23 protein-coding genes are annotated in these 24,491 nt (G+C 66.6%); 12 read left to right on the forward strand and 11 right to left on the reverse strand.

Annotated elements, in window-relative coordinates:
• The first annotated feature begins 9 nt into the window (after positions 1-9).
• The 3 genes from NMQ14_RS13845 to NMQ14_RS13855 all read left to right on the forward strand — a co-directional run bounded on the left by NMQ14_RS13845 (position 10) and on the right by NMQ14_RS13855 (position 2,939).
• Complete coding sequence (locus tag NMQ14_RS13845; RefSeq protein WP_257097053.1) at positions 10-1,017, forward strand: ATP-grasp domain-containing protein; 1,008 nt, start codon at positions 10-12, stop codon at positions 1,015-1,017.
• Positions 1,007-2,044: a hydantoinase/oxoprolinase family protein gene (locus tag NMQ14_RS13850; protein ID WP_257097055.1), complete on the forward strand. Its 1,038-nt coding sequence runs from the start codon at positions 1,007-1,009 to the stop codon at positions 2,042-2,044. The genes NMQ14_RS13845 and NMQ14_RS13850 overlap by 11 nt, the downstream gene beginning before the upstream one ends.
• 319 nt (positions 2,045-2,363) lie before the next feature.
• Positions 2,364-2,939, forward strand: coding sequence for an aspartate/glutamate/uridylate kinase (locus tag NMQ14_RS13855; protein ID WP_257097057.1), 576 nt, complete (start codon positions 2,364-2,366; stop codon positions 2,937-2,939).
• On the opposite strand, the gene NMQ14_RS13860 is transcribed toward NMQ14_RS13855, so the two are convergent.
• On the reverse strand, positions 2,912-3,880 hold the full coding sequence (locus NMQ14_RS13860; RefSeq protein ID WP_257097059.1) for an HDOD domain-containing protein: 969 nt from the start codon (positions 3,878-3,880) through the stop codon (positions 2,912-2,914). The two genes, NMQ14_RS13855 and NMQ14_RS13860, sit on opposite strands and share 28 nt — an antisense overlap.
• A gap of 435 nt (positions 3,881-4,315) precedes the next feature.
• Between NMQ14_RS13860 and NMQ14_RS13865 the strand changes: the two genes are divergently transcribed.
• The 3 genes from NMQ14_RS13865 to NMQ14_RS13875 all read left to right on the forward strand — a co-directional run bounded on the left by NMQ14_RS13865 (position 4,316) and on the right by NMQ14_RS13875 (position 7,320).
• Entirely contained in the window at positions 4,316-5,815 is a 1,500-nt protein-coding gene (locus tag NMQ14_RS13865) for a diguanylate cyclase (protein WP_257097060.1), read from the forward strand.
• Between the two features lie 215 nt (positions 5,816-6,030).
• A complete protein-coding gene (locus NMQ14_RS13870) occupies positions 6,031-6,714 on the forward strand; it encodes a PEP-CTERM sorting domain-containing protein (RefSeq protein WP_257097061.1) in 684 nt (227 codons plus the stop codon).
• 234 nt (positions 6,715-6,948) lie between these two features.
• On the forward strand, positions 6,949-7,320 hold the full coding sequence (locus NMQ14_RS13875) for a hypothetical protein (protein WP_257097062.1): 372 nt from the start codon (positions 6,949-6,951) through the stop codon (positions 7,318-7,320).
• A gap of 19 nt (positions 7,321-7,339) precedes the next feature.
• Here the strand turns inward: NMQ14_RS13875 and NMQ14_RS13880 are convergent, their stop codons facing one another.
• Positions 7,340-8,146, reverse strand: a complete 807-nt coding sequence (locus NMQ14_RS13880) for an NYN domain-containing protein (RefSeq protein WP_257097063.1) — start codon at positions 8,144-8,146, stop codon at positions 7,340-7,342.
• Positions 8,147-8,574: 428 nt separating this feature from the next.
• Here NMQ14_RS13880 and NMQ14_RS13885 point away from each other — a divergent pair, with 428 nt between their 5' ends.
• Entirely contained in the window at positions 8,575-8,736 is a 162-nt protein-coding gene (locus NMQ14_RS13885) for a GreA/GreB family elongation factor (protein ID WP_257097064.1), read from the forward strand.
• A 65-nt stretch (positions 8,737-8,801) separates the two neighbouring features.
• Here NMQ14_RS13885 and NMQ14_RS13890 read toward each other — a convergent pair whose 3' ends face one another.
• The 7 genes from NMQ14_RS13890 to NMQ14_RS13920 all read right to left on the reverse strand — a co-directional run bounded on the left by NMQ14_RS13890 (position 8,802) and on the right by NMQ14_RS13920 (position 14,730).
• Positions 8,802-9,410 (reverse strand): discoidin domain-containing protein, encoded by a 609-nt coding sequence (locus NMQ14_RS13890; RefSeq protein WP_257097065.1) that lies wholly within the window; start codon positions 9,408-9,410, stop codon positions 8,802-8,804.
• 138 nt (positions 9,411-9,548) lie between these two features.
• Positions 9,549-10,481 (reverse strand): protein-methionine-sulfoxide reductase catalytic subunit MsrP, encoded by a 933-nt coding sequence (gene msrP, locus NMQ14_RS13895; protein ID WP_257097066.1) that lies wholly within the window; start codon positions 10,479-10,481, stop codon positions 9,549-9,551.
• A 53-nt stretch (positions 10,482-10,534) separates the two neighbouring features.
• Positions 10,535-11,086 (reverse strand): pyridoxamine 5'-phosphate oxidase family protein, encoded by a 552-nt coding sequence (locus tag NMQ14_RS13900; protein WP_257097067.1) that lies wholly within the window; start codon positions 11,084-11,086, stop codon positions 10,535-10,537.
• Complete coding sequence (locus tag NMQ14_RS13905; RefSeq protein ID WP_257097068.1) at positions 11,083-11,553, reverse strand: pyridoxamine 5'-phosphate oxidase family protein; 471 nt, start codon at positions 11,551-11,553, stop codon at positions 11,083-11,085. Before NMQ14_RS13905 ends, NMQ14_RS13900 begins: the two co-directional genes overlap by 4 nt.
• Positions 11,554-11,558: 5 nt before the next feature.
• Positions 11,559-12,206, reverse strand: coding sequence for a glutathione S-transferase family protein (locus tag NMQ14_RS13910; protein ID WP_257097070.1), 648 nt, complete (start codon positions 12,204-12,206; stop codon positions 11,559-11,561).
• A 332-nt stretch (positions 12,207-12,538) separates the two neighbouring features.
• On the reverse strand, positions 12,539-13,381 hold the full coding sequence (locus NMQ14_RS13915; protein WP_257097073.1) for a spondin domain-containing protein: 843 nt from the start codon (positions 13,379-13,381) through the stop codon (positions 12,539-12,541).
• 437 nt (positions 13,382-13,818) lie between these two features.
• Positions 13,819-14,730, reverse strand: a complete 912-nt coding sequence (locus NMQ14_RS13920) for a LysR family transcriptional regulator (RefSeq protein ID WP_257097075.1) — start codon at positions 14,728-14,730, stop codon at positions 13,819-13,821.
• A 137-nt stretch (positions 14,731-14,867) separates the two neighbouring features.
• Between NMQ14_RS13920 and NMQ14_RS13925 the strand changes: the two genes are divergently transcribed.
• Positions 14,868-15,671, forward strand: coding sequence for a haloacid dehalogenase type II (locus tag NMQ14_RS13925; RefSeq protein ID WP_257097077.1), 804 nt, complete (start codon positions 14,868-14,870; stop codon positions 15,669-15,671).
• Here NMQ14_RS13925 and NMQ14_RS13930 read toward each other — a convergent pair.
• Together NMQ14_RS13930 and NMQ14_RS13935 are read right to left on the reverse strand one after the other, a co-directional pair.
• Positions 15,659-17,149, reverse strand: a complete 1,491-nt coding sequence (locus NMQ14_RS13930; RefSeq protein WP_257097079.1) for a HAMP domain-containing histidine kinase — start codon at positions 17,147-17,149, stop codon at positions 15,659-15,661. The two genes, NMQ14_RS13925 and NMQ14_RS13930, sit on opposite strands and share 13 nt — an antisense overlap.
• A complete protein-coding gene (locus tag NMQ14_RS13935) occupies positions 17,146-17,901 on the reverse strand; it encodes a response regulator transcription factor (RefSeq protein WP_257097081.1) in 756 nt (251 codons plus the stop codon). The genes NMQ14_RS13930 and NMQ14_RS13935 overlap by 4 nt, the downstream gene beginning before the upstream one ends.
• A gap of 138 nt (positions 17,902-18,039) precedes the next feature.
• On the opposite strand from NMQ14_RS13935, the gene NMQ14_RS13940 reads away from it, so the two are divergent.
• The 4 genes from NMQ14_RS13940 (at position 18,040) to NMQ14_RS13955 (ending at position 24,380) form a co-directional block, all read left to right on the forward strand.
• Entirely contained in the window at positions 18,040-19,080 is a 1,041-nt protein-coding gene (locus tag NMQ14_RS13940; RefSeq protein ID WP_257097083.1) for a hypothetical protein, read from the forward strand.
• A gap of 899 nt (positions 19,081-19,979) precedes the next feature.
• Complete coding sequence (locus NMQ14_RS13945) at positions 19,980-20,891, forward strand: LysR family transcriptional regulator (protein ID WP_257097085.1); 912 nt, start codon at positions 19,980-19,982, stop codon at positions 20,889-20,891.
• Positions 20,892-21,051: 160 nt separating this feature from the next.
• Positions 21,052-23,187, forward strand: coding sequence for a 5-histidylcysteine sulfoxide synthase (ovoA, locus tag NMQ14_RS13950; protein ID WP_257097088.1), 2,136 nt, complete (start codon positions 21,052-21,054; stop codon positions 23,185-23,187).
• Between the two features lie 14 nt (positions 23,188-23,201).
• Complete coding sequence (locus NMQ14_RS13955) at positions 23,202-24,380, forward strand: PatB family C-S lyase (protein WP_257097090.1); 1,179 nt, start codon at positions 23,202-23,204, stop codon at positions 24,378-24,380.
• Positions 24,381-24,491: the final 111 nt, after the last annotated feature.

The raw sequence follows: 24,491 nt of genomic DNA on the forward strand, positions 1-24,491 counted from the left end.
AATCCTTATATGAAGCGTCGAATTTTCGTGTTCGAGTTTATCACCGGCGGCGGACTGACCGGCCAGCCCCGGCTGCCGTCTTCGCTGCTTCGCGAAGGCCGGCTGATGCGCGATGCACTGTTGCGCGACGCGTGCGCGCTGCCCGACGTCGACATCACCCTGCTGCATGACGCCCGCCTGCCGCCGCCCGACTTTCCGGCGCATCTCGTTGCGGTCACCCCTGCCCCTGCCTTCGACGCCGCTTTCGAAGCGGCTTTCGAGCATGCGCTTGCGACCGCCGACGCGGCGCTCATCGTCGCGCCGGAAAGCGGCGGCGTGCTCACAGCACTCACCTCCCGCGTCACGAGCGCCGGCAAGACGCTGCTCGGCTGTGACGCCGGCGCCTGTCACATCGGCGCGTCCAAGTCGCTGACCGCCCGCTGCCTGGCCCTGGCCGGCATTCCGGTGCTGCCGCACTACAGCGATGCCGCCGCGCTACCGGCGCTGCCCGGCCGCTGGGTCGTCAAACCGGATGACGGTGCCGGCTGTGACGGCCTGCGGCTCGTCGACAACATGCATCAGGCCGCGCAGGCACTGCGCCCGGGTTTCGTGGCGCAGCCCTGGGTCGCCGGCGAGGCGCGCAGCCTGAATCTGCTGTGCGCGCGTGGTGAAGCGGTGCTGCTGTCGATCAACCGCCAGCAGCTCGCGATCGACGGCGAACACGTGGCGCTCGCGGCATTGGCCGTCGGTGCGGTGCCGATCGACGAGGCCTACAAGGCGCTGGCACGGCGCATCGCTGCCGCCCTGCCCGGCCTGCTCGGTCATGTCGGCGTCGACGTGCTGCACACCGCCGACGGCCCGGTCGTGGTCGAACTGAATCCACGCCTGAGCACGTCGGCCTGCGCGCTGCACGACACGCTGGACTGCAATCTGCTCGCTGCCACACTGACCGCGGCCGACGGCGGCCCGCTGTGGCGTCCGGCCGGCGCAGCGCGGCCGCAGCGCATCGAGCTGACGGAGGCCGTCGATGTCGCCTGACGGCGCAGTCACCGGCTGGGACATCGGTGGCGCGCACGTGAAGGCGGCGCGCGTCGAGCACCGCCGGGTCACCGGCGTCGTACAGGTCGCCTGCCCGCTGTGGCAGGGACTGGACAGGCTGGATGCAGCCGTCGCACAGGCACGTGCTGCACTCGGTGACACCGGCCACCACGCCGTCACGATGACCGGCGAAATGGTGGATCTGTTCGATTCGCGTGCCGCAGGTGTGGTGGCCATCGTCGAACGGCTCACCGCAGCGCTTCCGGGTGAACTGCGCCTGTATGCCGGACGCAGCGGCTGGGTCGCGCCGGCCGCCGCCCGCTCGAACGCCGACGACATCGCCTCGGCCAACTGGCTGGCGACCGCCGCATGGGTCGCGACCCGCTGCCCGCAGGCGCTGCTGGCCGACATCGGCAGCACCACGAGCGACCTCATCGTGATCGACCGCGGGGTGGCCAGCGCCAGCCGCAGCGACGCCGACCGGCTGATCAGCGGTGAGCTGGTGTATGCCGGCCTGGTCCGCACGCCGCTGATGGCGCTGGCCCCGGCCGTCGATTTCCGCGGCCGGCGGCACCGCGTGATGGCCGAACACTTTGCGACCACCGCCGACATCTGGCGCCTGCTCGGCGAATTGCCGGAACACGCCGATCAGTATCCGGCGGCCGACGGCGGCGCCAAGACGCCGGAAGCCAGCGCCCGACGCCTCGCCCGCATGATCGGCCGCGATGTCGACGAAGGATCGATGGACGACTGGCGCGCACTGGCCGCCACCTTCGCCGACGCCCAGCTCGCGACGCTGATCGACGCCAGCCGCGCCCTGCCCGGCATTGCCGCCCTGTCCGCCGACGCACCGGTGGTGTGCGCCGGCGCCGGCTGCATGATTGCCGCGCGCCTTGCCGACGCGCTTGACCGCCGCGCAGTCACACTCGCCAGCCTGCTGGCCGACTGCGCACCGACCTGCCTTGACGACGCCACCACCTGCGCCCCTGCGGTCGCTGCGGCGCTGCTGGCGGAGACTGCGCGATGAATTGTTCAGACCATGGCGCGTTGGCGCCATTCAAGTCGGAGCGGCCCCTGTGGGAGCTATCCCTGTGGGAGCAGTCCCTGTGGGAGCAGTCCCTGTGGGAGCAGTCCCTGTGGGAGCAGTCCCTGTGGGAGCGGCGTCCCCGCCGCGATACGCACTCTGCAACGCGACCATCGCGGCACGATCGCGGCGGGGACGCCGCTCCCACAGGGGTTTCGGCGAGTACCGAACACCGCCCGCAAAGCCGGCCGGCCATGCAGGGCCGGCAGTGGATCGCCGCTCCCACAGGGGCCGCTGCCGGAAGAATTCGGACGGGCTCGCCATGAACGCCCCGCTCGTCATCAAGCTTGGCGGCAGCCTGCTGAGTGACCCCACGGACGGTCGGCTTCAGCGCTGGTGCGACTGGCTGGCGGGTGCGGGCGCCGGGCGCAGCATCGTCGTGGCCGGTGGCGGTCCGTTTGCCGATGCGGTCCGGGCGAGTCAGGCCCGCTGGGGCTTTCCCGATGATGTCGCACACCGCATGGCACTGCGCGCGATGGACCAGTACGCGCTGATGCTCGCCGGCTCCCGTCCCGGTTTCGTCGCCACCGACGAGATCGCGCGGATGACCGGTCTGTGCGCGGCCGGCCGGACGCCGGTGTGGATGCCCGCGCGCGAACTCGACACCCGGCTCGACCTGCCGCGCGACTGGCGTGTCACCTCAGACAGTCTGGCCGCGTGGCTCACGTGCCAGCTTCGCCTGCCGCGCGTGCTGCTCGTGAAGTCGTGCGACATTCCGGAGGCACCTCTGGCCGAGCTGGCCCAACGCGGCATCGTCGATACCTGGCTGCCGACTTTCGCGGAAGATCACGGCATCGAGGTCCACCTCGTTCAGGCGGACGGCCCGCTACCTGTGTAAGCCGTGTTCGGGGGCGCTGTCCCTGTGGGCGATGTCCCTGTGGCCGCCGCGCCGCACAGCGCGGCGAATTCGCGTTCGATGTCCGGCAGCAGCTCGGCGAAACGCTCGCGTACCGGCTCGGGGCGCTGGCTCACATGGCACACCGGGTCACCGTACAGCTCGGTTGCGCCGCCAGCCAGTACGTTGGCAAGGAACACGATGTCGGCGACGGTGCGCAGAGAAACAGGCGCGGTGCGCGGCTGTTCGTGGTCGCGCATCGCATCGATCAGCACCACCGGCAGGCCGAGCGATTGCAGCAGTGCCTCGCCGATCGTTTCATGCCATTCCAGAATGAGTGCCTCCACGCCGCCCTGATCTTCAGCGACCCCGGGCTGACGGGCCAGCCGGTCCAACAGGTAGAAGGCGCCGATGTCGTGCAGCAGCGCAGCGGTCATCGCCTCGTCAGGATCAAGCGGCGTCAGGCGCTGCGCCATCACGTACGCTGCGGCGGCGGTGCGCATCGTGTGCAGCCACAGACGGCGCGCCAGCGCATCGACGTGGATCAGCTGACGCGCGCAACCGATCTGACGACCCGACAGCATGCTCGCGATGTGCCGGCTGCGCTCGCCGCCCAGCTGTGCGATCGCATCACGCAAGCTGGTTACCGGCGCTGCCGGCCGCAGCCGGTTGGCGCGACGCAGTACCCGAGCGCACAGCAGCGGATCGACGCGCACCGCGCCGGCGAGCTGCTGCAGCGTCGCATCCGGTGCGCGCAGCGTCTGGCGCACGCGCAGCAGCGCATCGAAGCAGATCGGAAAGATGACGGCCGGCCGCAGTTCGCGTGCGATGTCGGCAAGCAGATCGAACGCGTGAGTCGCCCCCGGCAGCGCATCGGCGCTGCCGGGGGCCGCAGTCGGTGCGGCAAACGCAGCTGACAGGGCGGGCGTTGCAGCTCGGCTCACATCAGTCTCCAGGCAGTCGACGATCACGGGGATGAAGGACCGCCTGAGTGGGCGAATCATTCTGGTTGGTGGATGCCCCAACGCTTGACTACTCACAAACGGCGTACATGGATGCAGCAGACTGCTGCGGCATCAGCCGGACAAGGATGCCTGAAACGGTGACGTACTCCTCAATAGAATCATGCGCCACGCCGCGGGCGTGCGCGCGCGAAAAATCACGTCTGCCCCTGTACGCTTCCGGAACTCGAGGGGTGCGACGGCGTATCGATTCCCGCGTCGGTCCGTCCGCTCGTACGGTGCACGCCGGCCATGCCGGTGGCCGGATCACATCGCGGCGCCAACTATTCACGGTAACTTTTTGTCGCTGCGCGCGCCGCCGCCCGGTTGATCCGGCATTCTGGCGCGCCCATCCACCGTGAATCACCCGAACCCGACGTGCCGAACACTCTGGATGAATTGCGCAGCCGCCCCGACTGGCGGGTCTTCCTGCTGCTGCCGCTTCTGCACTTCGCCAGCGTCAAGCTGACCTTCTCGACCGCGCTGTCGCCCGAGAACGAGGTGGTCATGTGGCTGCCGAACGCAGTGCTGCTCGCTGCGCTGCTGCACTACCGCGGCGATCGTGCGATCACGCTCGCGCTGCTCGCACTGGGTTCCGATGTGCTGGCCAACCTGCCGGTATTCCCGCCACTGCAGGCGGTGCTGCTGAGCCTGTGCAATCTGGCCGAAGTCACGGTCACTTATCTGTTGATGCGCCGACTCGGTGCTTCGCCCGGGCTTGAGCGCATCGGCGATTTCGGCCGCTTCCTGCTCGCCGGACCCCTGCTCGGCGCGCTTGGCTGCGCGTTGCTGGCCAGCGCAGTGCTCGTGTTCACGCGTGACAACGTGAGCGCAAGCTACTCGACACTCGTGTTGCTGTGGTGGTTCGGCGACGCACTGGGCCTGCTGATCTGGACGCCGCTGCTGCTCGCACTGCTGCAACCCGAACGCGACCCGCCGGTACTGGGCTGGCGTGATACGGCGGTGTTCGTATTCACCGGTCTGCTGGCCGGCACGATCTTCCTGCAGGAACACGCTGCCGATCCGGACACCCGGCTGGCGCTGACGCCTCACCTGCTTCTGCTGCCGGTGCTATACGTTGCCGCGCGCTGCGGCCGCCGGCTGACCGCATTGACCGTGGCGATGATTGCACTGACCGCCGCGTGGTCGCAGACCACAGGATTCCGTCCGTTCGGCGATGCGACGCCGCACGAAATGATCCTGCGCGCGCAGGAGTACATCCTGACGCTGAGCATCATCGGCATGGGGCTGGTCATCCTGCTGGGCGAACAGCGCGCGCTGGCGCACGAGCTGGAAGACAAGGTGAACGAGCGCACCCGGGCGCTGGAAGCGTCGAACCGCCGGCTGGCCGAGCTGAGCGCCACCGACAGCCTGACCGGCGTGGCCAACCGGCGCTGCTTCGACACCACGCTGGCGCTGGAATGGGCGCGGGCGCGGCGCAATGAAGAGCCACTGGCGCTGTGCATGCTCGATGTCGACCTGTTCAAGGACTACAACGACCACTACGGCCATCAGGCCGGCGACGATTGCCTGCGTCAGGTGGCCGAGGTGATCGGTCTGCATGTGCGACGCTCGACCGATCTGGTCGCCCGCTACGGTGGCGAGGAATTCGCCTTCATCAGTCCGGGCGTCGATGAGGCGCACGCACTCGCCACGGCGCAGTCGGTGTGCGCAGCACTGCGCGCGCGCGCGCTGCCACATCAACGCTCGCCCTTTTCCGTGCTGACCGCCAGCATCGGAGTGGCCGTCATCGTACCGGGCGAGGGCGACACACCGGACGCGCTGGTGCGTCGGGCCGATGCGGCGCTTTATGAGGCCAAGCGGCGCGGCCGCAACCAGGTCGTGCTGGCGGACAAGCCTTTGCTGCCCGCGGCGTGACCGGCTTCGGCCCACACGGAACGCGCCCGCCTCGGCCCGGCAGTCCTAATACCAAAGTCGTAATTTTCCTTGTCGAATGGCCTTACATCGATGTCAAGGCAATCAACACAAGCAACGGAAAATCATGCACTTGGCCGCTGGGTATGCTTTTTGCGTTCCGCTAATCAAAAATGCTCCGCCCACAGGGAGGAGGTCAGACTTTCAGGAGATCCGCCATGTTCGTCCGCCGTACGCTCGCCGTGCTCGGCCTGCTGTCGCAGGCACTGATCGTCGCGCCATCGAGTGCCGCGCCGGTCAACTGGGTGGACTGGACCAGCGGCACCGCCGGCGCCAGCGGCTCGGCGACCGGCGTGCTGAACATCGGCGAATCGACGGTCGATGTCGATTATGTCGGTGAAATCGCCTTCATACAGACCGCAAGCGGCGGCAACTACTGGAACCCCTCTTCTCCCTATGTCAGCGCACTGGTCGACAACGCGCCGAACACGACGGACATCATCGCGCTGTCGCGGGCCACATCCAAGACGCTGACCTTTTCGGTACCGGTACAGGATCTGTTCTTCGCCGTGGTCAGCCTGAACGGCAACGGCTACCGGTTCGACCAGGATTTCGAAGTGGTCGGTTTCGGGCCGGGCTACTGGGGCAACGGCACACTGACCCGCGTCGACCTGGGCGGCGGCCAGTTCCAGCTGAACGGCAGCGGCGAACCGCATGGCGTCATCCGATTCACCGGCGCCGTCAGTTCGATCACCTGGACCAGCCTGACCAACGAGTACTGGAACGGCTTTACCGTGGGCACTTACGGCATCGCACCGCCGCCGATACCGGAGCCCGAAACCTGGATGCTGATGCTGGCCGGTCTGGGTATCGCCCTGCTGGCAGGCTTGCACCGCCGCTGAACGGAAGGTGGCCGGGCGCCGGCCCGCGTGCGGCTGAGTGCCGCGCAATAGCCGTTGCGACGCCATCGGTCGCGACGCCCCCGCCTTTCACGTTGCAGTCACCCTTCAACGCCTCGCCTGCGTCAGCCGCTGCAGCGCGCGTGATCCGCTATGCTGTCGCGCGAACCGGTCCGGGCTGCGATGCAGCGCACGGGCCGGCCCTCCTTCCGTATCCGAAGCAGTCGAGGCCTTTCCGTGATCGAAGAGTTCCAGAGTTATCTGCTGTTCTTCCTCGGCGCCTGGTGGATCGCGCTGATTGCGCTGGTCGCCGGCGCGTTCGGTGGCCGTCATTCGCAGCGTCTGGTGGCCAGCCCGCTGGTCATGCTCATCATCTTCATCCAGGTCTGGATCGTCGTCGCGCTGGCCAAACTGGCGTTCGGCTATGTCGGCTATCTGATGGAGCTGGGCAAGAACGTGCAGGCCATCTATCCGGAATTCGTCATGCCGCTGGCCGCCGGCATCTATCTGGCGCGCCAGCTGCTGCGGCTGGACGCCCAGAAGCACGGACGACTGCGTGCCGACACCGGTCTGCCGCCGCCGCGACGGCGCGCGCGACGTCCCTACTGAGCAGTCCGCCAGCGCGGGTTCAGCGCAGGCGCACGACGTGGTCCAGCTCGCCCTTCTTCACCTCCACGAGCGCGTCGAGCGACTTCAGCATGTCGCTGAAATCGGTGTAGCCGTGGTCCTTGACGTCGAAAGTGGCGTCGAGCCGCTTGATCATGGGCCAGATCGACGCCTTGTTCACCCACGGTTCGCCCTGGGCACCGGACAGCAGACGCACGGCGCGTCGCAGGATGTCGGCCGCCGGATCCGGAGGCTGCACGGCGCTCGCTTCGGCCGGCGATGCCTCGTCGGACGGGCTCTTGCCGATCAGGTTCTCGTAATAGCGGAACTCGTGGCAGCTTTTCGCCCAGTGGCGATTGGTGGCCTTGCGCGTTCCGACGCCGATCAACGTGCGCCCGGCTGCCTTGATCTTCTGCGCGACCGGCATGAAATCGCTGTCGCCGCCGACGATGATGACCGTCCCGATGTGACCGAAGCGGCTGATGTCTTCGGTCGCGTCCAGACACAGCTTGATGTCCGCACCGTTCTTGGCTGACGCACCCGGCGGAAACAGCTGGATCAGTTCCACCGCGCTCTGCAGCAGCACGTCGCGGTAGCGGCCGAAATACTGCCAGTTGCAATAGGCGCGATTGATCGCGATCGGTCCGAACGATGCACCGAGGCCGACGATGGCATCGATGTCGACCAGCGGTTCCTGCACCTTGAAGCGGGAATCCGGCTTGGCGTAATGACCTTCGCCATAACGGTCCTCGACCAGACTGGCGTGCAGGTTCTCGAAATCCCAATATAGGGCGACGGACCGGTTCGGTTCGCTGTCACTGCGGCTCAATGTGTGCTCCCTGAGTGCTCGGATGGGGCCGACATGATGCCTGCCGCCGCGCGTACGCGCCGGAAAAAGGTGGGCTGGCTGGCCCGGTTGCCCCCTTTGCAGTAGGCTTTTCAGATACTTGGTGATTCCGGAGTCAGTGCCTGACGAAGGCGCTGCCTTTCTGTTTTGGGGAACCATCATCGAACGCCGGACCGCGCGTTCGTTCATCCGAACATCCATCAGTCATGAGGTGACCCGCTGCTGAACCGCGAGGCCTGCCGGCATCAGCCGGGCGCCGACGCATTGCGCGATGAACTGGATCGTGCCACAACGGTGGCACCGTCCGACATGCCGCCAGGCGTCGTGACGATGAATTCCACGGTGCGCTTCATCGATGACTCGAAAGGCGGCCTCTTCGAACTCAAGCGGGTGATCCGGACACCAGTGGCGTGTCCGGCACGGTGTCCATGCTGGCGCCGATCGGAAGTGCGCTGCTCGGCCTGTCGGTCGGCCAGGCCATCCCTTGGCAGGTGCCGGGCCGGCGGCAGATCACGGTGCGCGTGCTCGATGTGCTGATGCAGCCCGAAGCGATGGGCGATTACGTCAGCTGAACGCAGGCGCGCCGCAAAGAAAAAGGCCGGCACACGTGCCGGCCTTTTTTGTGAGCGTCGCCGATTCAGCTGCGACGGTAGGCAATGGCGCCGATCAGGCCGAGACCGGCGATCAGCAGCGCCCAGGTTTCCGGTTCCGGCACCACGGCCACGCCGCTGAAGCTCACTTCCGACACCGAAAACGCGTTGTCGCCGCCGACGGCGTAGATGCGGGCGTAGCGCGCAACTGTCGTCGGGAAGTCGATGGTCGCCTGGTACTCCGGATCGCCCGCCACGCTGGAAATGATTTCGCTGCCGAAATTCGACTGGCCTTCGAACGCGAGGTTGGTGAACAGCGTGTTCCACGCGGATCCGTCGAGCGACACCTGAACCTGATAGAAGTCGTTGTGATCGACGCCGATGAGCACATCGCTCAGCGTGTAGAGCTGACCGAAGTCGAAATCCAGCGTGACGCCGCTGCTGCCGACCTGACCGAACCAGGACACCGCATCCGTCTGGTACGGCGTGCCTTCCGGCGCAATGTAGCCATCGAACAGGATGGACAGATCGGCACCATCGATCAGGACGAGACCGTTGTTCGACGCCGACACCGGCGTGACGGGCGATGCCGCGAAGGCGGCCGGGGCTGCGACCAGCGAAGCTGCGATCAGCAGGGACTTGAGCAGGGAAGTCATGAATATCCTTCTTTATGTAGGGGGTGCTGAAATGTTACAAGCAAGTTGCAAACCACTTTTTCAAGCCATTGATTGAAATGAACTTGATTCAGCCGCAATCACACGCTGTCAATTTTCTCGACGCGCCGGCCGGCTGCATCAGAACGCCCGGGCCAGATCCATGCCTGCATAAAGGCCCGACACCTCGTCGGCGTAGCCGTTGAACATCAGCGTGTCGCGCTTGGCCACTTCGCCCAGCCGACGCTCGCGGCGCTGGTCGTAGCGCTCACGGCTCACCAGCGGATTCACGTTGGAATAGAAACCGAAATCGTGCGGAGCCGAGCGATTCCATGACGTCAGCGGTTGCTCGTCGGTGAACCGGATGCGCACGATGGACTTCGCACTCTTGAAGCCGTATTTCCACGGCACGGCCAGGCGCAGCGGCGCACCGTTCTGCTTCGGCAGCACGTCGCCGTACAGGCCGACGACCAGCAGTGTCAGCGGATGCATCGCCTCATCCAGGCGCAGGCCTTCGATGTACGGAAACACCAGCGGATTGAAGATGGGCGACGACATCAGCTTTGCGTCGTGAAAGGATTCGAATTCGACGTACTTCGCACTGCCCAGTGGCTCGACCTGCTTCAGCAGGGCCGACAGCGGAAAGCCGACCCAGGGCACGACCATCGACCAGCCTTCGACGCAGCGCAGGCGGTAGATGCGCTCTTCCAGCGGCGCGAGTTTCATGATCCGGTCGATGTCCAGCGTCCGCGGCGCGCGCACCAGGCCTTCGATGCTCACCGTCCAGGGGCGCACCGGCAGCTTGTGCGCATAGACCGCCGGATCCTGCTTGCTGGTCCCGAATTCGTAGAAGTTGTTGTAGCCGGTGACGTGTTCGAGCGGCGTCGGCCGATCGGTGATTGAGTGGGGGCTGCGCTGCAGCGGGCCCAGTCCGGACGCCGCGTACAGCGCCCCCGGCGCGGCCCACGCGCCGAGCAAGGCGCCACTGGCGCGCAGCGCGTCGCGGCGTGCCTCGAACACGCTGCGCGGGGTGATGTCCGACGGCGGGATCCGGAGGTGCGGGGGTTTCTGCATGCGATGACGCCGGGCGGGTAATGCTGCGACAGACCGGCGGGGTGCCGCGATCCTTACGGATCGGTGGTCGCCCACAGCAGCGGCAGACCGCCCGGTACGCGCAGCGCACCGGTCACCGCGATCCTGAGCAGGCGCTGTGCCCCGGGATGGGCGGCCAGCGCTTCGGCCCGCGCTTCGTCCTCCCACACGATCTGCGCGCGTCCGTTCACCTGCAGCAGGTCGCCGCTGTCGAAATCGATGAACAGCAGACCGGCGCGCGGTTCGAGCAGCAGATTGCCCAGCGTGTTGAAGAAGAAGTTGCCGGCATAGTCGGGCAAGGTCAGCACATCATCCGGGCCGACCGTGATGAAGCCCGGTTCGCCGCCGCGGTGCGACACATCGACGCCGGCTGCATGCGTGCTCGCAATGAACAGTGTGTCGGCGCGCGCGATCAGCGCGCGCGCCGCGTCGTCGAGCGCCGCCAGCGGCTGCGCCAAAGCGGGCTGCTCGTCGTCACCGAAGAAAAAGGCTTCGCGCGTGCAGATGTATTTCGGGCAGTTGCCGAAGCTCTGCTCCACCTCGACATCGAAACCGGCTTCGCCTGCCCGGATGACCGATCCATTCATCCTGTTGCGCCGCCGCGTGTGCGGCTNCAGATGTATTTCGGGCAGTTGCCGAAGCTCTGCTCCACCTCGACATCGAAACCGGCTTCGCCTGCCCGGATGACCGATCCATTCATCCTGTTGCGCCGCCGCGTGTGCGGCTGGATGCCGAGCAGACCGAGCGGCGCGCCGACGCGCACGTGGGCGGCCAGCGGGCTGCCCGCCGGTGCCTGCGCAGCGACGCGCAGCGTATGCGGATCGGGCGACTGCACGAAGCCCGGCGGGCCGGACAGCACCGAAGCCCAGGGCTGTCCGTCGGCGTCGACGCTGCCGACAACGAGAAACGGCAGCTGCGCGAAGAAGTCGCGATGCTGATCCGGCATGTGGTCGCGGATGGCGCGCGGGCCGACCTCGGCCATGCGCGCCTGCATGCCGGCCCGCGCCTGCAGCGCGCGCTCGCCGTCGTGGAAGGGATCGCGTGGGGTGTCCATGGCGATCAGGCACGCAGGCCGACCTGGCTGACCGGCATTGCGACGAAGCCCGGCAGCGCCTCGACGCGCGCCAGCCAGGCACGCACGTTGGGGTAGTCGTCGAGCGACACATTGCCCTCCGGCGCATGGGCGACGTAGGTGTAGACCGCGACGTCCGCCAGTGTCGGCGCAGTGTCTGCAAGCCAGTCCTGCTCGGCCAGTTCGCCGTCCATCACGGCGAGCAAGCGGTGTGCGCGGGCGATCACTTCCTGCGTGTCGAACTGGCCGCGGAACAGCGTCACCAGCCGTGCCGCCGCCGAACCGAAGGCGACCAGACCGGCCGCGACCGTGAGCCAGCGCTGCACCCGCGCCTGCCCGGCCGGGTCCAGCGGCATCCAGCGGCCGGGTGCGTAACGTTGCGCCAGGTAGACGAGGATGGCATTCGAGTCGGCGATAACCGTTGCGCCGTCCTCGATCACGGGCACCTGGCCGAAACTGTTCTTCCGCAGAAAGGCCGGCATCTTCTGTTCGCCGCCCGCCAGGTCGACCTGGCGAAATTCGTACGGCAGGCCCAGCAGTTCGAGGAACAGCTCAGCGCGGTGGCTGTGGCCGGACAGCTTGAAGCCGTGCAGCACGATGGGGGCATCAGGACGGTGGGTGGCGGTGAGCGGCATCGCGGATTCCTTTCGGTGGACATTCAAATCGGGTGCGCCGGATGGCGACGGAGTGAAGTATCCGTAATCCGAATAAAGCAATAAATGGTGTAAATCTGATAACACCATTTCACTTTACGAAGCAATACAACGAAACGATGCGAGCAGGACCGGGGAATGCAGCGCACATGCTGACCCATTGCGGGCCGAGGCATGTGCGATGCACTTGAAGAGGGGGAAACAACAGGGAACAGCAAGAAGGGGGACGGAAACGGGGCACGCCGTGCCCCGTCCCTGTTCACGACCAGTGTCAGGCCGGCGCGAATGGCGCGCACCGGCCTGCGGCGCAACACTCAGGCCGCGCGCCCCTGCAGGCGACGGCGGCTGACCGCACCGATCAGCGCCAGGCCACCGAGCAGCATGGCGTAGGTTTCGGGTTCAGGCACCGGCGCCAGCAACTGGATGTCGATGCGGCCGATGGCCTGCAGCGAGGTGAATTGCAGCGGCGCGAAGTCATAGCCGGCGGGCACCAGGTGCGCGCTCAGGAAGCTGGCATACGGATCGCTGTCCACCAGACGGACGAAACCGTGTTCGTTCACACCCTGGTTGGCCGTCGACTGACCCCCGCCGATGCCGAATGCACCGTTGGCGAGCGAATTCGCGAAGTCATTCACTTCGGTACCCGCGTCCCACACCTCGCCATTGCCGCCGACGAAGAAACTCAGCGTGCCACCGTTGCTCAGCAGCACCGACAGATCGTGCTCGCGCGCATCGTCATTGCCGATGAAGAAGTCGTTGCTCAGCACGACCATCGAGGCATAGCTGAGATAGCGATTCTCGCCGGCGAGGTCCAGACCCGTGAAATCGAGCGAGCGAACCGCTTCCGGAAACGCGGGCGGCCCGGGCAACGTCCCCTGGATGCCCGACAGCGTGGTCGCCGCGAACAAGGTGGTCAGCGGTGCCGAATTGCCGTCCTCGGAAATGCGTTCGACGCCAAGCGATGCGGAAGAGCCGGCATCGAACAGATCGAAGCTGCTGTTGTGGAATCCGACCCACAGCGGCGAGGTACCGACGCTGCCGGCAGGGCTGACATGGGTGAAGGTGACACGGAGGTCGGCGGCGTGGACGGACGCCGAAACGCCAAGCAGGAACAGCCCCGCGACCAGCGGTGCGGTGCGGCGGAATGCAGGTTTCATCTTCGGGCTCCTGATCGTTGATGGATATGACGCGATGCGACAGGCATCGCGTGCCGCGCATGTTGGGCGCCGCCGCTCCCGCGCCCGTCACGCAATGCTCACAATGTCGTGATGTTTCGGCGACGGGCTGGCGGACGTCGGTCAAGCGGCCGCCGGACCCGTCATGAACGCGTCCGGCGATTCAACCTGAAAACCTCAGTTGATCGACGCCATGGGCAGGGTTGGCGGGGTGTACGGCAAGGCGCGAGGACGCGGCAGGATGGCGCCCTGCAAGGAAGAGCAACGCAGCCGGGTACCCCGCCGGCCGTGCACAGGGCCGCGAAGCGTGCTCACCCGGAGCATGAAGGCCGGGCGAAAGCAGGAAAGTTGCAAGCGCACTGTCTCGCATCGATACTTCAAGCGGTCATCGGAGGTTTTCAGGTTCAATGCCGGCCGACTCAAGGCGGCAGTCGGAACGCCGGGCCGTCACGCAGCGCGTCGATCGCGAAGTCGACGAAGCGACGCACGCGTTGTGGCAGGAAGCGCCGGCCCGGATAGACCAGATTGACCGGCTGGGGCGTCGGCTCGCAGTCGCCGAGCACGCGTTCCAGGCGCCCCGCTTCGATGTCGCCGACCACCTGGTAGGACAGCACGCGGGCGATGCCCTGACCGGCGCAGGCGGCTTCGATGACGGTTTCCGCCTGATTGACGACGAAACGGGCCTGCGGCTTCAGTGTCCGCCACGCACCGCCGGGCTGGGCGAATACCCAGTCGCGCACGCCGTCGACATGCGTCAATGCGAGCAGCGCGTGGCCGGCCAGCTGATCGACATCGCGCGGGCGTCCGGCGCGTTCGAAATAGCCGGGACTGCCGACCAGCACGTGGCGCACCGAACCGAGCTGACGTGCGACGAGTTCGGCGTCGCCCGCGGTGCCGATACGCAATGCGACATCCAGTCCACCGTCGCGCAGGTCGGCCAGCGCATTGCTGAGCTGCAGCTCGACGCGCAGGTCGGCATGGGCCGACAGAAAGTCGGCAATGACCGGCGCCACGTACCGGCGCCCGAACACCAGCGGGGCACCCATGCGCAGCGTGCCCGTCAGGCACACTGCATCGCCGGTCGCGGCATCGGTGGCATCGCGATAGCCCTGCAACAGCTTGCGCGCCTGTTCTACGAGCCGACGGCCGGCTTCGGTCGGTACGCTGCGTCGCGTCGTGCGCTCGACCAGACGCGCGCCGAGGCGCGCTTCCATCGCGTTGAGCAGGCGCGTCGCCGCGGCCGCCGAACAGTGCATGCGCCGTGCGGCGGCCGCGAGGCTGCCCGTGTCGGCGACCTCGACCAGCAATCTCAGTTCGTCGAGTCTGTCCATCCTGTCATTCGCTTCCTGCAATGCGGCATTGCGCCGGGAGAACCTTCCCCGAACCGGGACCCGCCATCAGAATGGCTGCGCGTTTGTCATGATCACCCCGGTGATCCCTTCATCCATCGAATCCGGAGCCAGCGTCCATGAAGCCCGCCGAACACCCTCGCCTTGTCGCACGTCGACGCCTGCTGCGCCTGTCGGCGCTGGCTGTGCCAGGCGCTTTCCAGACCACCCGTGCCGCATGGGCGGACGAAGGTCCGCCGGGCGCCGTGGCACTCGACGGCTTCACCACCTTCGACCCGCGTCCCGTCTTCGCACTGGCCGAGTCGATCTTCCCCGGCCGCGGCGCCGAACTGGGCAACGCCTGGCGCACGCGGCAGTTCGAGTACACCTGGCTGCGCACGCTCAGCAACCGCTATGCCGATTTCTGGCAAGTGACCGAAGAAGCCCTCGTCTTCTCGGCACAACTGCTCAAGCTCGACTTGACCGCCTCGGCGCGCACGCGGCTGATGAATGCCTACCTGGAACTGCAGGCATGGCCCGACGCCGTGCCGGCCTTGCAGCGTCTGCGCGATGCCGGCATCCGCCTCGCCTTCCTGTCCAATTTCACCGAAGGCATGTTGCAGGCGGCCACCCGCAACGCACAGATCGGCGATCTGCTCGAAACGCCCCTGTCGACCGACCGTGTGCGCGCCTTCAAACCCGATCCACGCGCCTACGCAATGGGCGTCAGCCATTTCGGCCTGCCGCGCTCGCGCATCGTGTTCGCAGCCTTCGGCGGCTGGGATGCAGCCGGCGCCCGCGCCTTCGGCTATCCCACGTTCTGGGTGAACCGGCTCGGCCTGCCGCTCGAAGCACTGGGCGAACAGCCCGACGGCACCGGCAGCACGCTCGGCGCGCTTGCCGATTTCGTGCTCGCCCGCCGCTCCGGCGCTCATGCCGCCTGAGCACACCAGCCAACCGCCGTCAGCGAGAAGCGGAAACGGGTACCACGCGCCGGTTCGCTCTCGACCTCGATGGTGGTGCGATGCAGCGCCAGGATGCGATGGACGATGAGCAGGCCGAGCCCGCCGCGCGACACATCGCCGGCGCCGCGGCGGCGCAGCGGCGAATCGCGGCTGAACAAGGTCGGAAGGTGCTCCGGCGCGATACCGCAGCCGGTGTCCGTCACGCTGACCACGACTGTCTCGCCGTCGGGAACGGCATCCAGGCGAACCGTGCCGCCACGCGGCGTGCTGCGCAGTGCGTTGTCGATCAGATTGGTGAGTACGCGTTCGATCAGACCGATATCGGCCTCGACCTTGAGTCCGTCCCGCGGGTGGGCGATGTCCAGCCGGACACCGACCGCCGCCGCGCCGAACTGCATCTTGTGTCCGACGTCCTGCAGCAGCTCGTTGATGCAGAAAGGTTCCGGCTGCGGAGGAACCTCTTCGCATTCGAGCCGTGCCAGCTCGAACAACTGTTGCGCCAGACGCGCCACGCCCTGACTCTGCCGCACCGCGCGTTCGAGAAAGTCGGCCTGCTCGGCCGGTGCCAGACGGTCGGCGCGTGCGAGCAATGTTTCCAGGTAGTTGTGCATCACGGTCAGCGGCGTACGAAGGTCGTGCGACACATTGGCGACGAGTTCGCGACGCAGCATGTCCTGCTGCTTCAGTTCGTCGAGCTGACGCGTGATGGTGCGCGCCATGCGTCCGAAACTGTGAACGAGACGGCCGATCTCGTCGCGCCGGGCCTCCGTGCGATGCGCGCCGCGGGTCTCACCGAATACCGGCGTAAAGGCCTCGACCCGCTCGGCCAGCCGGTTGATGCGCCGCGTGATGCCGCGAAAGATCACCAGTCCGGCGACCAGCGCACAGCACAGAACCGCCACGCCCAGCCACAGGCCGGCCGTCAGTGCATAGCCGAGCCCTGCTGACTGGCTCATGCGTGTGTACGTCTCGCCCGCCAGCACGACATAGAGGTAGCCCGGCTCGCCATTGGCGCGCGTGACGGGCGCCACGCTGAACACGTCGCGCCGGTCGGCAATGCGCGGATTGTCGCCGACGACCGGCAGGCGCTCGCCGGCCAGGAAGGCATGCACAGGCACCAGCGACACCTGCTGCCTGTGCAGGTGCCCCTCCGGTGCCGAATGCATGACGATGCGCCCGGCGGCGTCGAGCATGTAGACCTCGATCAGCGGGTTCACCGCCATCAACATGTGGAACAGTTCGCCGACGCCGGCGCTGTCCTCGACATCCGTCGTCCCGCCGTCAAGGCGGTTGTGCGCCGCGATGTGCTGCGCCAGGCCGCGGTTCAGTGTCTGCGACACCTCCTGTTGATGCATGCGCGCGGCGTTGTAGCTGACGACACCGAGCACGCTGCCGAAGCACAGCAGGATGGCTGCGAAGCTCAGCGCCAGGCGGGTGTAGAGGCTGCGCAGGATCATGCCGCATCGCCCCGGTGGAAGCGGTAGCCCACGCCCCACACCGTCTGGATGTATTGCGGGCGCGAGGGCTGTGGCTCGATCTTGGCGCGCAGCCGGTTGATGTGTGAATTCACCGTGTGCTCGTAACCGTCGTGGGTGTAGCCCCACACCTGGTCAAGCAGTTCCATCCGGCTGAACACCCGATCCGGATGGCGAGCGAAGAACAGCAGCAGGTCGAATTCTCGCGCCGTCATGTTTACGACTTCGTCGTGCACGCGCACTTCCCGCGCGAGCGGATCTATGGAGAGCTCACCTGCACGCACCGTTCCCGCAAGCGTGGCACCGAGATGCGCCGCCGCCTCCATGCGCCGCAGGACCGAGCGGACACGCGCGTTCAGTTCCGGAAAGGAAAAGGGCTTGGTGAGGTAGTCGTCCGCCCCGAGTTCCAGCCCGAGCACGCGATGCGCCTCCGCCGACTTGGCGCTGAGGATGATGATGGGCAGGTAGCGCGACATGCCCCGTACCGCCTTGCAGACGCCGAAGCCGTCGATACCCGGCAACATGAGATCGAGCAACAGCAGTTCGAAGTCCTTGCGGCGCACGCGGTCAAGTGCATCGACGCCGTTGGACGCGATCTCCGGGGCATAGCCTTCGCTTTCAAGATTGAGCGAAATCATGCGCGCGATCTCCGGATCGTCCTCGACCACCAGCACCGGTCTGCCGGAAAGCCCGCCGGCGGATCGGGTCGCATATCGTTCAAATGAAGTCTGCATGGGAGGGTTCCCGTAGTCCTGTTCAAATATCGTTTACCGATCCGTGAGCATTCCAGGAAGCGGCGCGCGCAATCTGTACGCGTAGATCCTCTACGACGACCGCATTCCGCGGCGAGCGAACCACTCCCGGAGAACCTGATGAAGCACAACACGAAGTACGCCGTCTTCCACCGCCGAACGCTTGATGCCCTGCTCTGTGCCCTCGCCCTCACCCTGTCGGCAGGCGTTCAGGCGCGGAACGACGACAACGAGCACAAGCTTTTCATCGAGAGCGCCATCGAACTGCCCGGCGATGTCGTTTCCATGCGCAAGTACGAAGGCGAAGACCTGCGCGGCAACCCGGTGACCTTTGTCATCTTCGATACGTCCGACGGCAAGGACGCCGCACGTCTCGGCGTGAACCAGGCATCGAAGCTGACCAACGCGCGCGGCACAGCGGCGGTCATGAAGGTAACGGTGAGGGCGGACGGCAAGATCATCTTCCCGGCAAGCGTCGATTTTTCCGGCAAGCGCGTGGTCGAGCCGACGCCCAGTACCGGCTTTCCGCCGCTGTCCGCCGTGCCGGGCCCGCTGGCCGAACCCGGCTACTCGCCCCTGATCCAGATGCCGAATGGCGTCATCCGCAATGCGCCGCATGTCGCGAATCCGACTGGCCAGCACCCGAAGGTGGTCGGCATTGACGCCGCAGCCAACCGGGTACGCCTGCAGGAAACCATCGGCTTTGCCAACGGGAAGAAGGTGTACTACGTCTCGACCGAGTCCTCGACCGAAGCCGGCGCCGCGCTCGAGAACGCCACCTATGCCCCGGCGCTGGGCGCCGCACCGTTCCCCGGCGGCGACGGCACGGACTCTTCGCGCGCCAAGCTGGTCGGCTTCGTGAACGGGCAGACCGGTGCCGACAACCCCGACCGCCAGGGCTTCAACTCTGCACTGCTGGACGGTCTGGCCCCCCTCAACGTGCTTGCGTGGACGCCCAATCAGGGTCGATACAGCCCGCTGTGGGATGTCTTCTTCGGCGAGTACTCGGGTGCCGCGCTGGCCGAGGGTCTGAACACCTTGCAGACCGACGTCGGCGACATCGAAGGTCTTGCACAGAAGGGCTATGTCACCGGCGTGGGCGGCAGTGCCTTTCTGCCCATAGACGCCATCGTGAATTGCCCGGTCGTCAGTCGCGACTGATTCGCCAGGACCGGCCACCCGGTGCTTCGAGGCATCCGGGTGGTTCTGTTCCGAAAGTGGATCGATGATCGCTCTCCTGCTGTCCGCTTGGTCCGGAGCCGGGCGCGCCCGACCTGACGGCTGCGGCCCGTTGCATCCCGCGTGACGATTCCGCACACGGGCGAGTCGCGAAATGTCGCCGCCTTGCCCCGTGAAGCGTTTCGGCGGCGCCCGGGTGAAGCACGCGTCGTTGGTCTGTCCACGGCGCAGCAGACAGGCCGGGGCATCATTTCCTTACATTGCCGACAGCATCGCTATACGGGGCGCCATGCAGCCGCGGGCCGGAAGCGCGGACGCTTGCCGACAACAATCCCGGTGCGAGGCCGTTCGACGTCTGCCCGGTGCCGTCACGGGCCGGTCGGCACCCGGCGGGAAGACACAGGCGCACGCGCCTCCCCCGGGCACTTGCCCGCTGCGTTCGGTGAAACCGGCCCGCACGACGGACTTGCTCTGCGCTTGAAGCCGAACTATTCCACGGCACCGCCAGCCTCAACGGCTCACCGTCCAGGGCTGCGTGCGCAGTTTCCACGCGTAAAGCGCCGGGTCATGCGTGCTCGTACCGAACGCGCAGAAGCAGTCGCATCGCCTGGTGTGCGCTCGTGCGGTCGGCGCTTCGCACGCCGACAAGGCACTGCGCCGCGCAGCGGACAAGGTCTGCGCGGTGGACACACCGGGATGCGAGAACACCGATGCCGCTGCACCGGGCAGCAGGTGGCGACGCGATTCGAATACCCTGCGCGGCGTGACAGTGTCCGGATGCGGCGCGTCGATTCCCAGGCAAAAACTCCATTTGACGCACGGAATGCAGCAATCGACGACAATTTGCGAAACACCTTCATCAAACAGAGTAGTTTTCCGCCATGGACACGCTCCGCGCCATGACCGTCTTCATCGAGATCGCCGAACAGGGCAGCCTGACCGCCGCCGCACGCGTGCTCGATTGTTCGCTGCCTGCCGTGGTACGCACGCTTGCCGCGCTCGAATCGCATCTCGGTGTGCGCCTGATGAACCGTACGACGCGACGCATCGCGCTGACCGACGAAGGCCGCAGCTATCTGGAAAACTGCCGTCACGTGCTGTCTGCGGTGCAGGACGCCGAAGACGCGCTGAAGGAAGGGGCATCGGAGCCGTCCGGACCGATCGTGCTGACCGCGCCGGTACAGTTCGGCCAGATGTATGTCGCGCCGGCGGTCACCCGCTTCGCGTTGCGTCATCCGCGCGTGAAGCTGCGCGTGCTGCTGTACGACCGCGTGGTCAACATGCTGGAAGAAGGCATCGACGTTGGCGTGCGCATTGGCGCACTGGAGGATTCCGGCCTGATCGCACGGCCGCTCGGCACGATCCGCCGGATCGTGGTCGGCAGCCCGGATCTGATCGCCGCACGCGGCGAGCCACGACAACCGGACGCCCTGCGCGGCGCACCCTGCGTCCGTTTCAGCGGCGCCTCCAGCCCGGCCTGGAGCTTTCTGATCAACGGTCGCTCCGTCACCGTGCCGGTCGCCGGCAACCTCGAGTTCAACCACATCGCGCCGGCCGTCGACGCCTGTGCGGCCGGCGCCGGCTTCGGCCTGTTCCTGTGCTACCAGGTCAGGCCGCAACTGGAACAGGGCACGCTGCGCGTCGTGCTGCGCGACTTCGAACCTCCGCCGCGACCGGTTCACATCGTGTACCCGCACGCCCGCCTGCTGCCCGGCCGCACCCGGCTGCTGGTGGACTGGCTGGCGCGCGAACTGGGTGGCGACACCGCCGCGTTTGCGCCGGATCCGGCTTGAAATACGCACGACCCGGTGGGCGCGGCACAATATCTGAACTTGTCGGCCCTGCAATGCGTCTCACGCGCGGTCGCCGTCGGCGTCAGCGGATGATCGCGCCTTGATTGCCGAATACAGGCAGCCCTTCCAACACCCGCATCCGCCGGAGTATTACAAGAACATGCAAGCCCATCCGGATACGCTTTTCCTGCGCACGCCCCGCCTCGATGCGACCGACCCGGACGCGCTGCGCAGCACGTTGCGCAATTACTTTCACGCCACCTTCAGCCGCTACGAACAGCTGTTCGAGGTGCTGGCCTGTGACGAGGCGTACTACAGGAAACCGATTTCGCTGCGCCATCCGCTCATCTTCTATCTCGGCCATACCGCGACCTTCTTCATCAACAAGCTGCTGCTCGCCGGTCTGATCAATGAGCGCATCAACCCGCGCTTCGAATCGATGTTCGCGGTCGGCGTCGATGAAATGAGCTGGGACGATCTGAACGAGTCGAATTACGACTGGCCGAGCGTGCAGGCGGTGCGCGACTACCGCAACGCGGTGCGTGGCGTGGTCGACCGCGTCATCCACGACGCGCCGCTCGCCCCGCCGATCGGCTGGAGCAACCCGTGGTGGGTCGTCATCATGGGCATCGAGCACGAGCGCATCCATCTCGAAACCTCATCGGTGCTGATCCGCCAGAGCCGGCTCGATTACGTGCGCCCGCACCCGGCCTGGGAGCCCTGCCGCGACACCGACGATGCACCGGAGAACACGCTGCACCCGGTCGCTGCCGGCCTCACGCGACTGGGCCGGCGACGCGATGACCCGATCTATGGCTGGGACAACGAATACGCGCAGCGTGAAGTCGCGGTCGATGCCTTCCAGGCCAGTCGTTTCGTCGTCAGCAACCGCGAATTCCTCGAGTTCGTGGATGACGGTGGCTACGCGAACGAAGCCTGGTGGGAAGACGAAGGTCGTGCCTGGCGCGCCTGGCGCACCGGCGATGGTCACCAGACCGCACACCCCGAGTTCTGGGTCCGCACGGCCGATGGCTGGCATCTGCGGCTCATGCTCGAACAGGTGCCGATGCCCTGGAACTGGCCGGTGGAAACGAATTACCACGAAGCCAAGGCCTTCTGTAACTGGAAGGCCGCGCGCTGCGGCGCATCGGTGCGGCTGCCGACCGAAGACGAGTGGTACCGCCTGTATGACGAAGCCGGCGTGACCGAAATACCGGAGAACGGCGCAGCGAGCGCCAACATCCACCTCGATCACTGGGCGTCGTCCTGTCCGGTCGATCGCTTTGCCCACGGCGACTTCTTCGACGTGGTCGGCAATGTGTGGCAATGGACGGAAACGCCGATCTACCCGTTCGCCGGCTTCGATGTGCACCCGACGTATGATGATTTCTCGACACCGACCTTCGACGCGCGCCACAACCTGATCAAGGGTGGCTCGTGGATTTCCTGCGGCAACGAGGCGACGCGCGCATCGCGCTATGCCTTCCGCCGCCATTTCTTCCAGCATGCGGGGTTCCGATACGTGGTGAGCGATACACCGGCCACAGCGCCGAACGTCTATTACGAAAGCGACCGGCAGTTGTCCGAGTACGCCGAATTCCATTACGGCGACGAGTACTTCGGCGTGCCCAACTTCCCGAAGGCACTGGCGCAGATCGCCATCGAAGCCATGGCCGGTCTCCCGGACCGCCGCGCGCTCGATCTGGGCTGCGCCACCGGCCGATCCACCTTCGAACTGGCACGTCACTTCGAACACGTCACCGGCGTCGATTTCTCGGCCCGCTTCATCAACGCCGGCGTCCACCTGGCCGAACAGGGCGAGCTGCGCTACACCTTGCCGGACGAAGGCGAACTGGTGTCGTACAAGACCCGCCGCCTGGCCGACATGGGGCTGGACGCGGTGCGCACACGGGTCGACTTCCAGCAGGGCGACGCCTGCAACCTCAAATCGGTGCTGACCGGCTACGACTTCATGCTGGCCGCCAACCTGATCGACCGGCTGTACGATCCGGCCGCCTTCCTGAAGTCGGTGCATGAACGCCTCAATGTCGGCGGCGTGCTGATGATCAGCTCGCCCTACACCTGGCTCGAAGAGCACACGAAACGCGAAGACTGGCTGGGCGGATTCAAGAAGGATGGCGAAAGCTGGACCACGCTCGATGGCATGAAGCTCATCCTGGGCGAGCACTTCAGCCAGATCGGAGCGCCCCGCGACGTGCCTTTCGTCATCCGTGAAACGCGTCGCAAGCACCAGCACACGGTGGCGGAGGTCACACTGTGGGAACGCGTGCGCTGAACGGGACGACGGATGTGAGCGTAGATTTCGACCGCCTCATTGCGCGCGAAGGGACGGCCAGCGTCAAGCACGACGGGCGCGCCAGCTACTTCGGTACGACGGCCGTGACCCCGCTCTGGGTGGCCGACATGGATTTCGCGGCGCCGCCCGCCGTGCTCGATGCGCTGGCGGCGCGCGCGGCGCACCCGGTATTCGGCTACTCGCTCTACCCGGACGGTGCCTTCGATGCGCTGACCGGCTGGCTCGCATCGCGCCACCGCTGGTCGGTGGCGCGGGAATCGGTGCTGATGTGCCCGGGGGTCGTGCCCACGCTGTACGCGGCGGTTCAGGCGTTCGCCGCCGAGGGTGAAGGCGTCATCGTGCAGCCGCCGGTGTATCCGCCCTTCTTCTCGGCCATCCGCGACACCGGCCGGCGCGTGATCGAAAACCCGCTGCTCGAGCGCGACGGCCGCTGGACCATCGATCTCGATCACCTCGAGCGCTGCGCCGCTGACGGCGCGAAACTGTTGCTGCTGTGCTCGCCGCACAACCCGGTCGGCCGCGTGTGGTCGCACGAGGAGCTCGATGGCATGCTGGACGTGGCGCGCCGTCACGGGCTGGTCGTGCTGTCCGACGAAATCCACCACGACCTGATCTACCCGGGCCACACGCACATTCCGCTGGCCACATTGGCGCAGCCGGGCGACCGTATCGTCACCACGGTCGCGCCGAGCAAAACCTTCAACATTCCGGGGCTGGGCCTGTCGGCGCTGATCGCGGACGACGCCGAGCGGCGCGCAATCGAAAACGTCTTCGGGCGCCTGCACGTCAGCGCGTCCAACCCGTTCAGCGTCGCCGCCTTCGAAGCTGCCTACCGCGACGGCGGCCCCTGGCTGGACGCACTGATGAACTACCTCGAAACCACGCGCGACGAAGCCATCGCCCGCATCGCACACGCCATGCCCGGCATCCACCCGGTCGCGCCGGAAGGCACCTATCTGCTGTGGCTGGACTGCCGCGGGCTGGGCATCGACGACACCGCGCTGCGCGACTTCTTCATCCGCGAAGCCGGACTCGGCCTTAACCCCGGCATCAGCTTCGGCACCGCGGGCAGCGGCCACATGCGGCTCAACCTCGCCTCGCCCCGCTCCGTCATCCGCACCGCACTCGACAGTCTCGAAGCGGCCGTGCGCGCGCTGCCGCGTGGTGGCTAACGGTAACGCCCCTCGACCCACGGTTCGCCGCATGCTGCGGCTCCCGGCTCGGGGTTCGCGAAGCAGTGCTTCGCGTTTCACCGCTGGACTGCGTCCAGCGCTCAACCCGTC

Origin of the sequence: Methyloversatilis sp. XJ19-13, from assembly GCF_024580155.1 — a bacterium.
Lineage (GTDB): Bacteria > Pseudomonadota > Gammaproteobacteria > Burkholderiales > Rhodocyclaceae > Methyloversatilis.

Excerpts from the sequence above, each read along its gene's own strand:
- msrP (WP_257097066.1), bottom strand. The coding sequence starts at position 10,481 with ATGCAGAAACCCCCGCACCTCCGGATCCCGCCGTCGGACATCACCCCG.
- NMQ14_RS13850 (WP_257097055.1), top strand. The coding sequence starts at position 1,007 with ATGTCGCCTGACGGCGCAGTCACCGGCTGGGACATCGGTGGCGCGCAC.
- NMQ14_RS13870 (WP_257097061.1), top strand. The coding sequence starts at position 6,031 with ATGTTCGTCCGCCGTACGCTCGCCGTGCTCGGCCTGCTGTCGCAGGCA.
- NMQ14_RS13935 (WP_257097081.1), bottom strand. The coding sequence starts at position 17,901 with ATGCAGACTTCATTTGAACGATATGCGACCCGATCCGCCGGCGGGCTT.
- ovoA (WP_257097088.1), top strand. The coding sequence starts at position 21,052 with ATGCAAGCCCATCCGGATACGCTTTTCCTGCGCACGCCCCGCCTCGAT.
- NMQ14_RS13945 (WP_257097085.1), top strand. The coding sequence starts at position 19,980 with ATGGACACGCTCCGCGCCATGACCGTCTTCATCGAGATCGCCGAACAG.
- NMQ14_RS13855 (WP_257097057.1), top strand. The coding sequence starts at position 2,364 with ATGAACGCCCCGCTCGTCATCAAGCTTGGCGGCAGCCTGCTGAGTGAC.
- NMQ14_RS13845 (WP_257097053.1), top strand. The coding sequence starts at position 10 with ATGAAGCGTCGAATTTTCGTGTTCGAGTTTATCACCGGCGGCGGACTG.
- NMQ14_RS13915 (WP_257097073.1), bottom strand. The coding sequence starts at position 13,381 with ATGAAACCTGCATTCCGCCGCACCGCACCGCTGGTCGCGGGGCTGTTC.
- NMQ14_RS13930 (WP_257097079.1), bottom strand. The coding sequence starts at position 17,149 with ATGATCCTGCGCAGCCTCTACACCCGCCTGGCGCTGAGCTTCGCAGCC.
- NMQ14_RS13900 (WP_257097067.1), bottom strand. The coding sequence starts at position 11,086 with ATGAATGGATCGGTCATCCGGGCAGGCGAAGCCGGTTTCGATGTCGAG.
- NMQ14_RS13940 (WP_257097083.1), top strand. The coding sequence starts at position 18,040 with ATGAAGCACAACACGAAGTACGCCGTCTTCCACCGCCGAACGCTTGAT.
- NMQ14_RS13920 (WP_257097075.1), bottom strand. The coding sequence starts at position 14,730 with ATGGACAGACTCGACGAACTGAGATTGCTGGTCGAGGTCGCCGACACG.
- NMQ14_RS13890 (WP_257097065.1), bottom strand. The coding sequence starts at position 9,410 with ATGACTTCCCTGCTCAAGTCCCTGCTGATCGCAGCTTCGCTGGTCGCA.
- NMQ14_RS13910 (WP_257097070.1), bottom strand. The coding sequence starts at position 12,206 with ATGCCGCTCACCGCCACCCACCGTCCTGATGCCCCCATCGTGCTGCAC.
- NMQ14_RS13925 (WP_257097077.1), top strand. The coding sequence starts at position 14,868 with ATGAAGCCCGCCGAACACCCTCGCCTTGTCGCACGTCGACGCCTGCTG.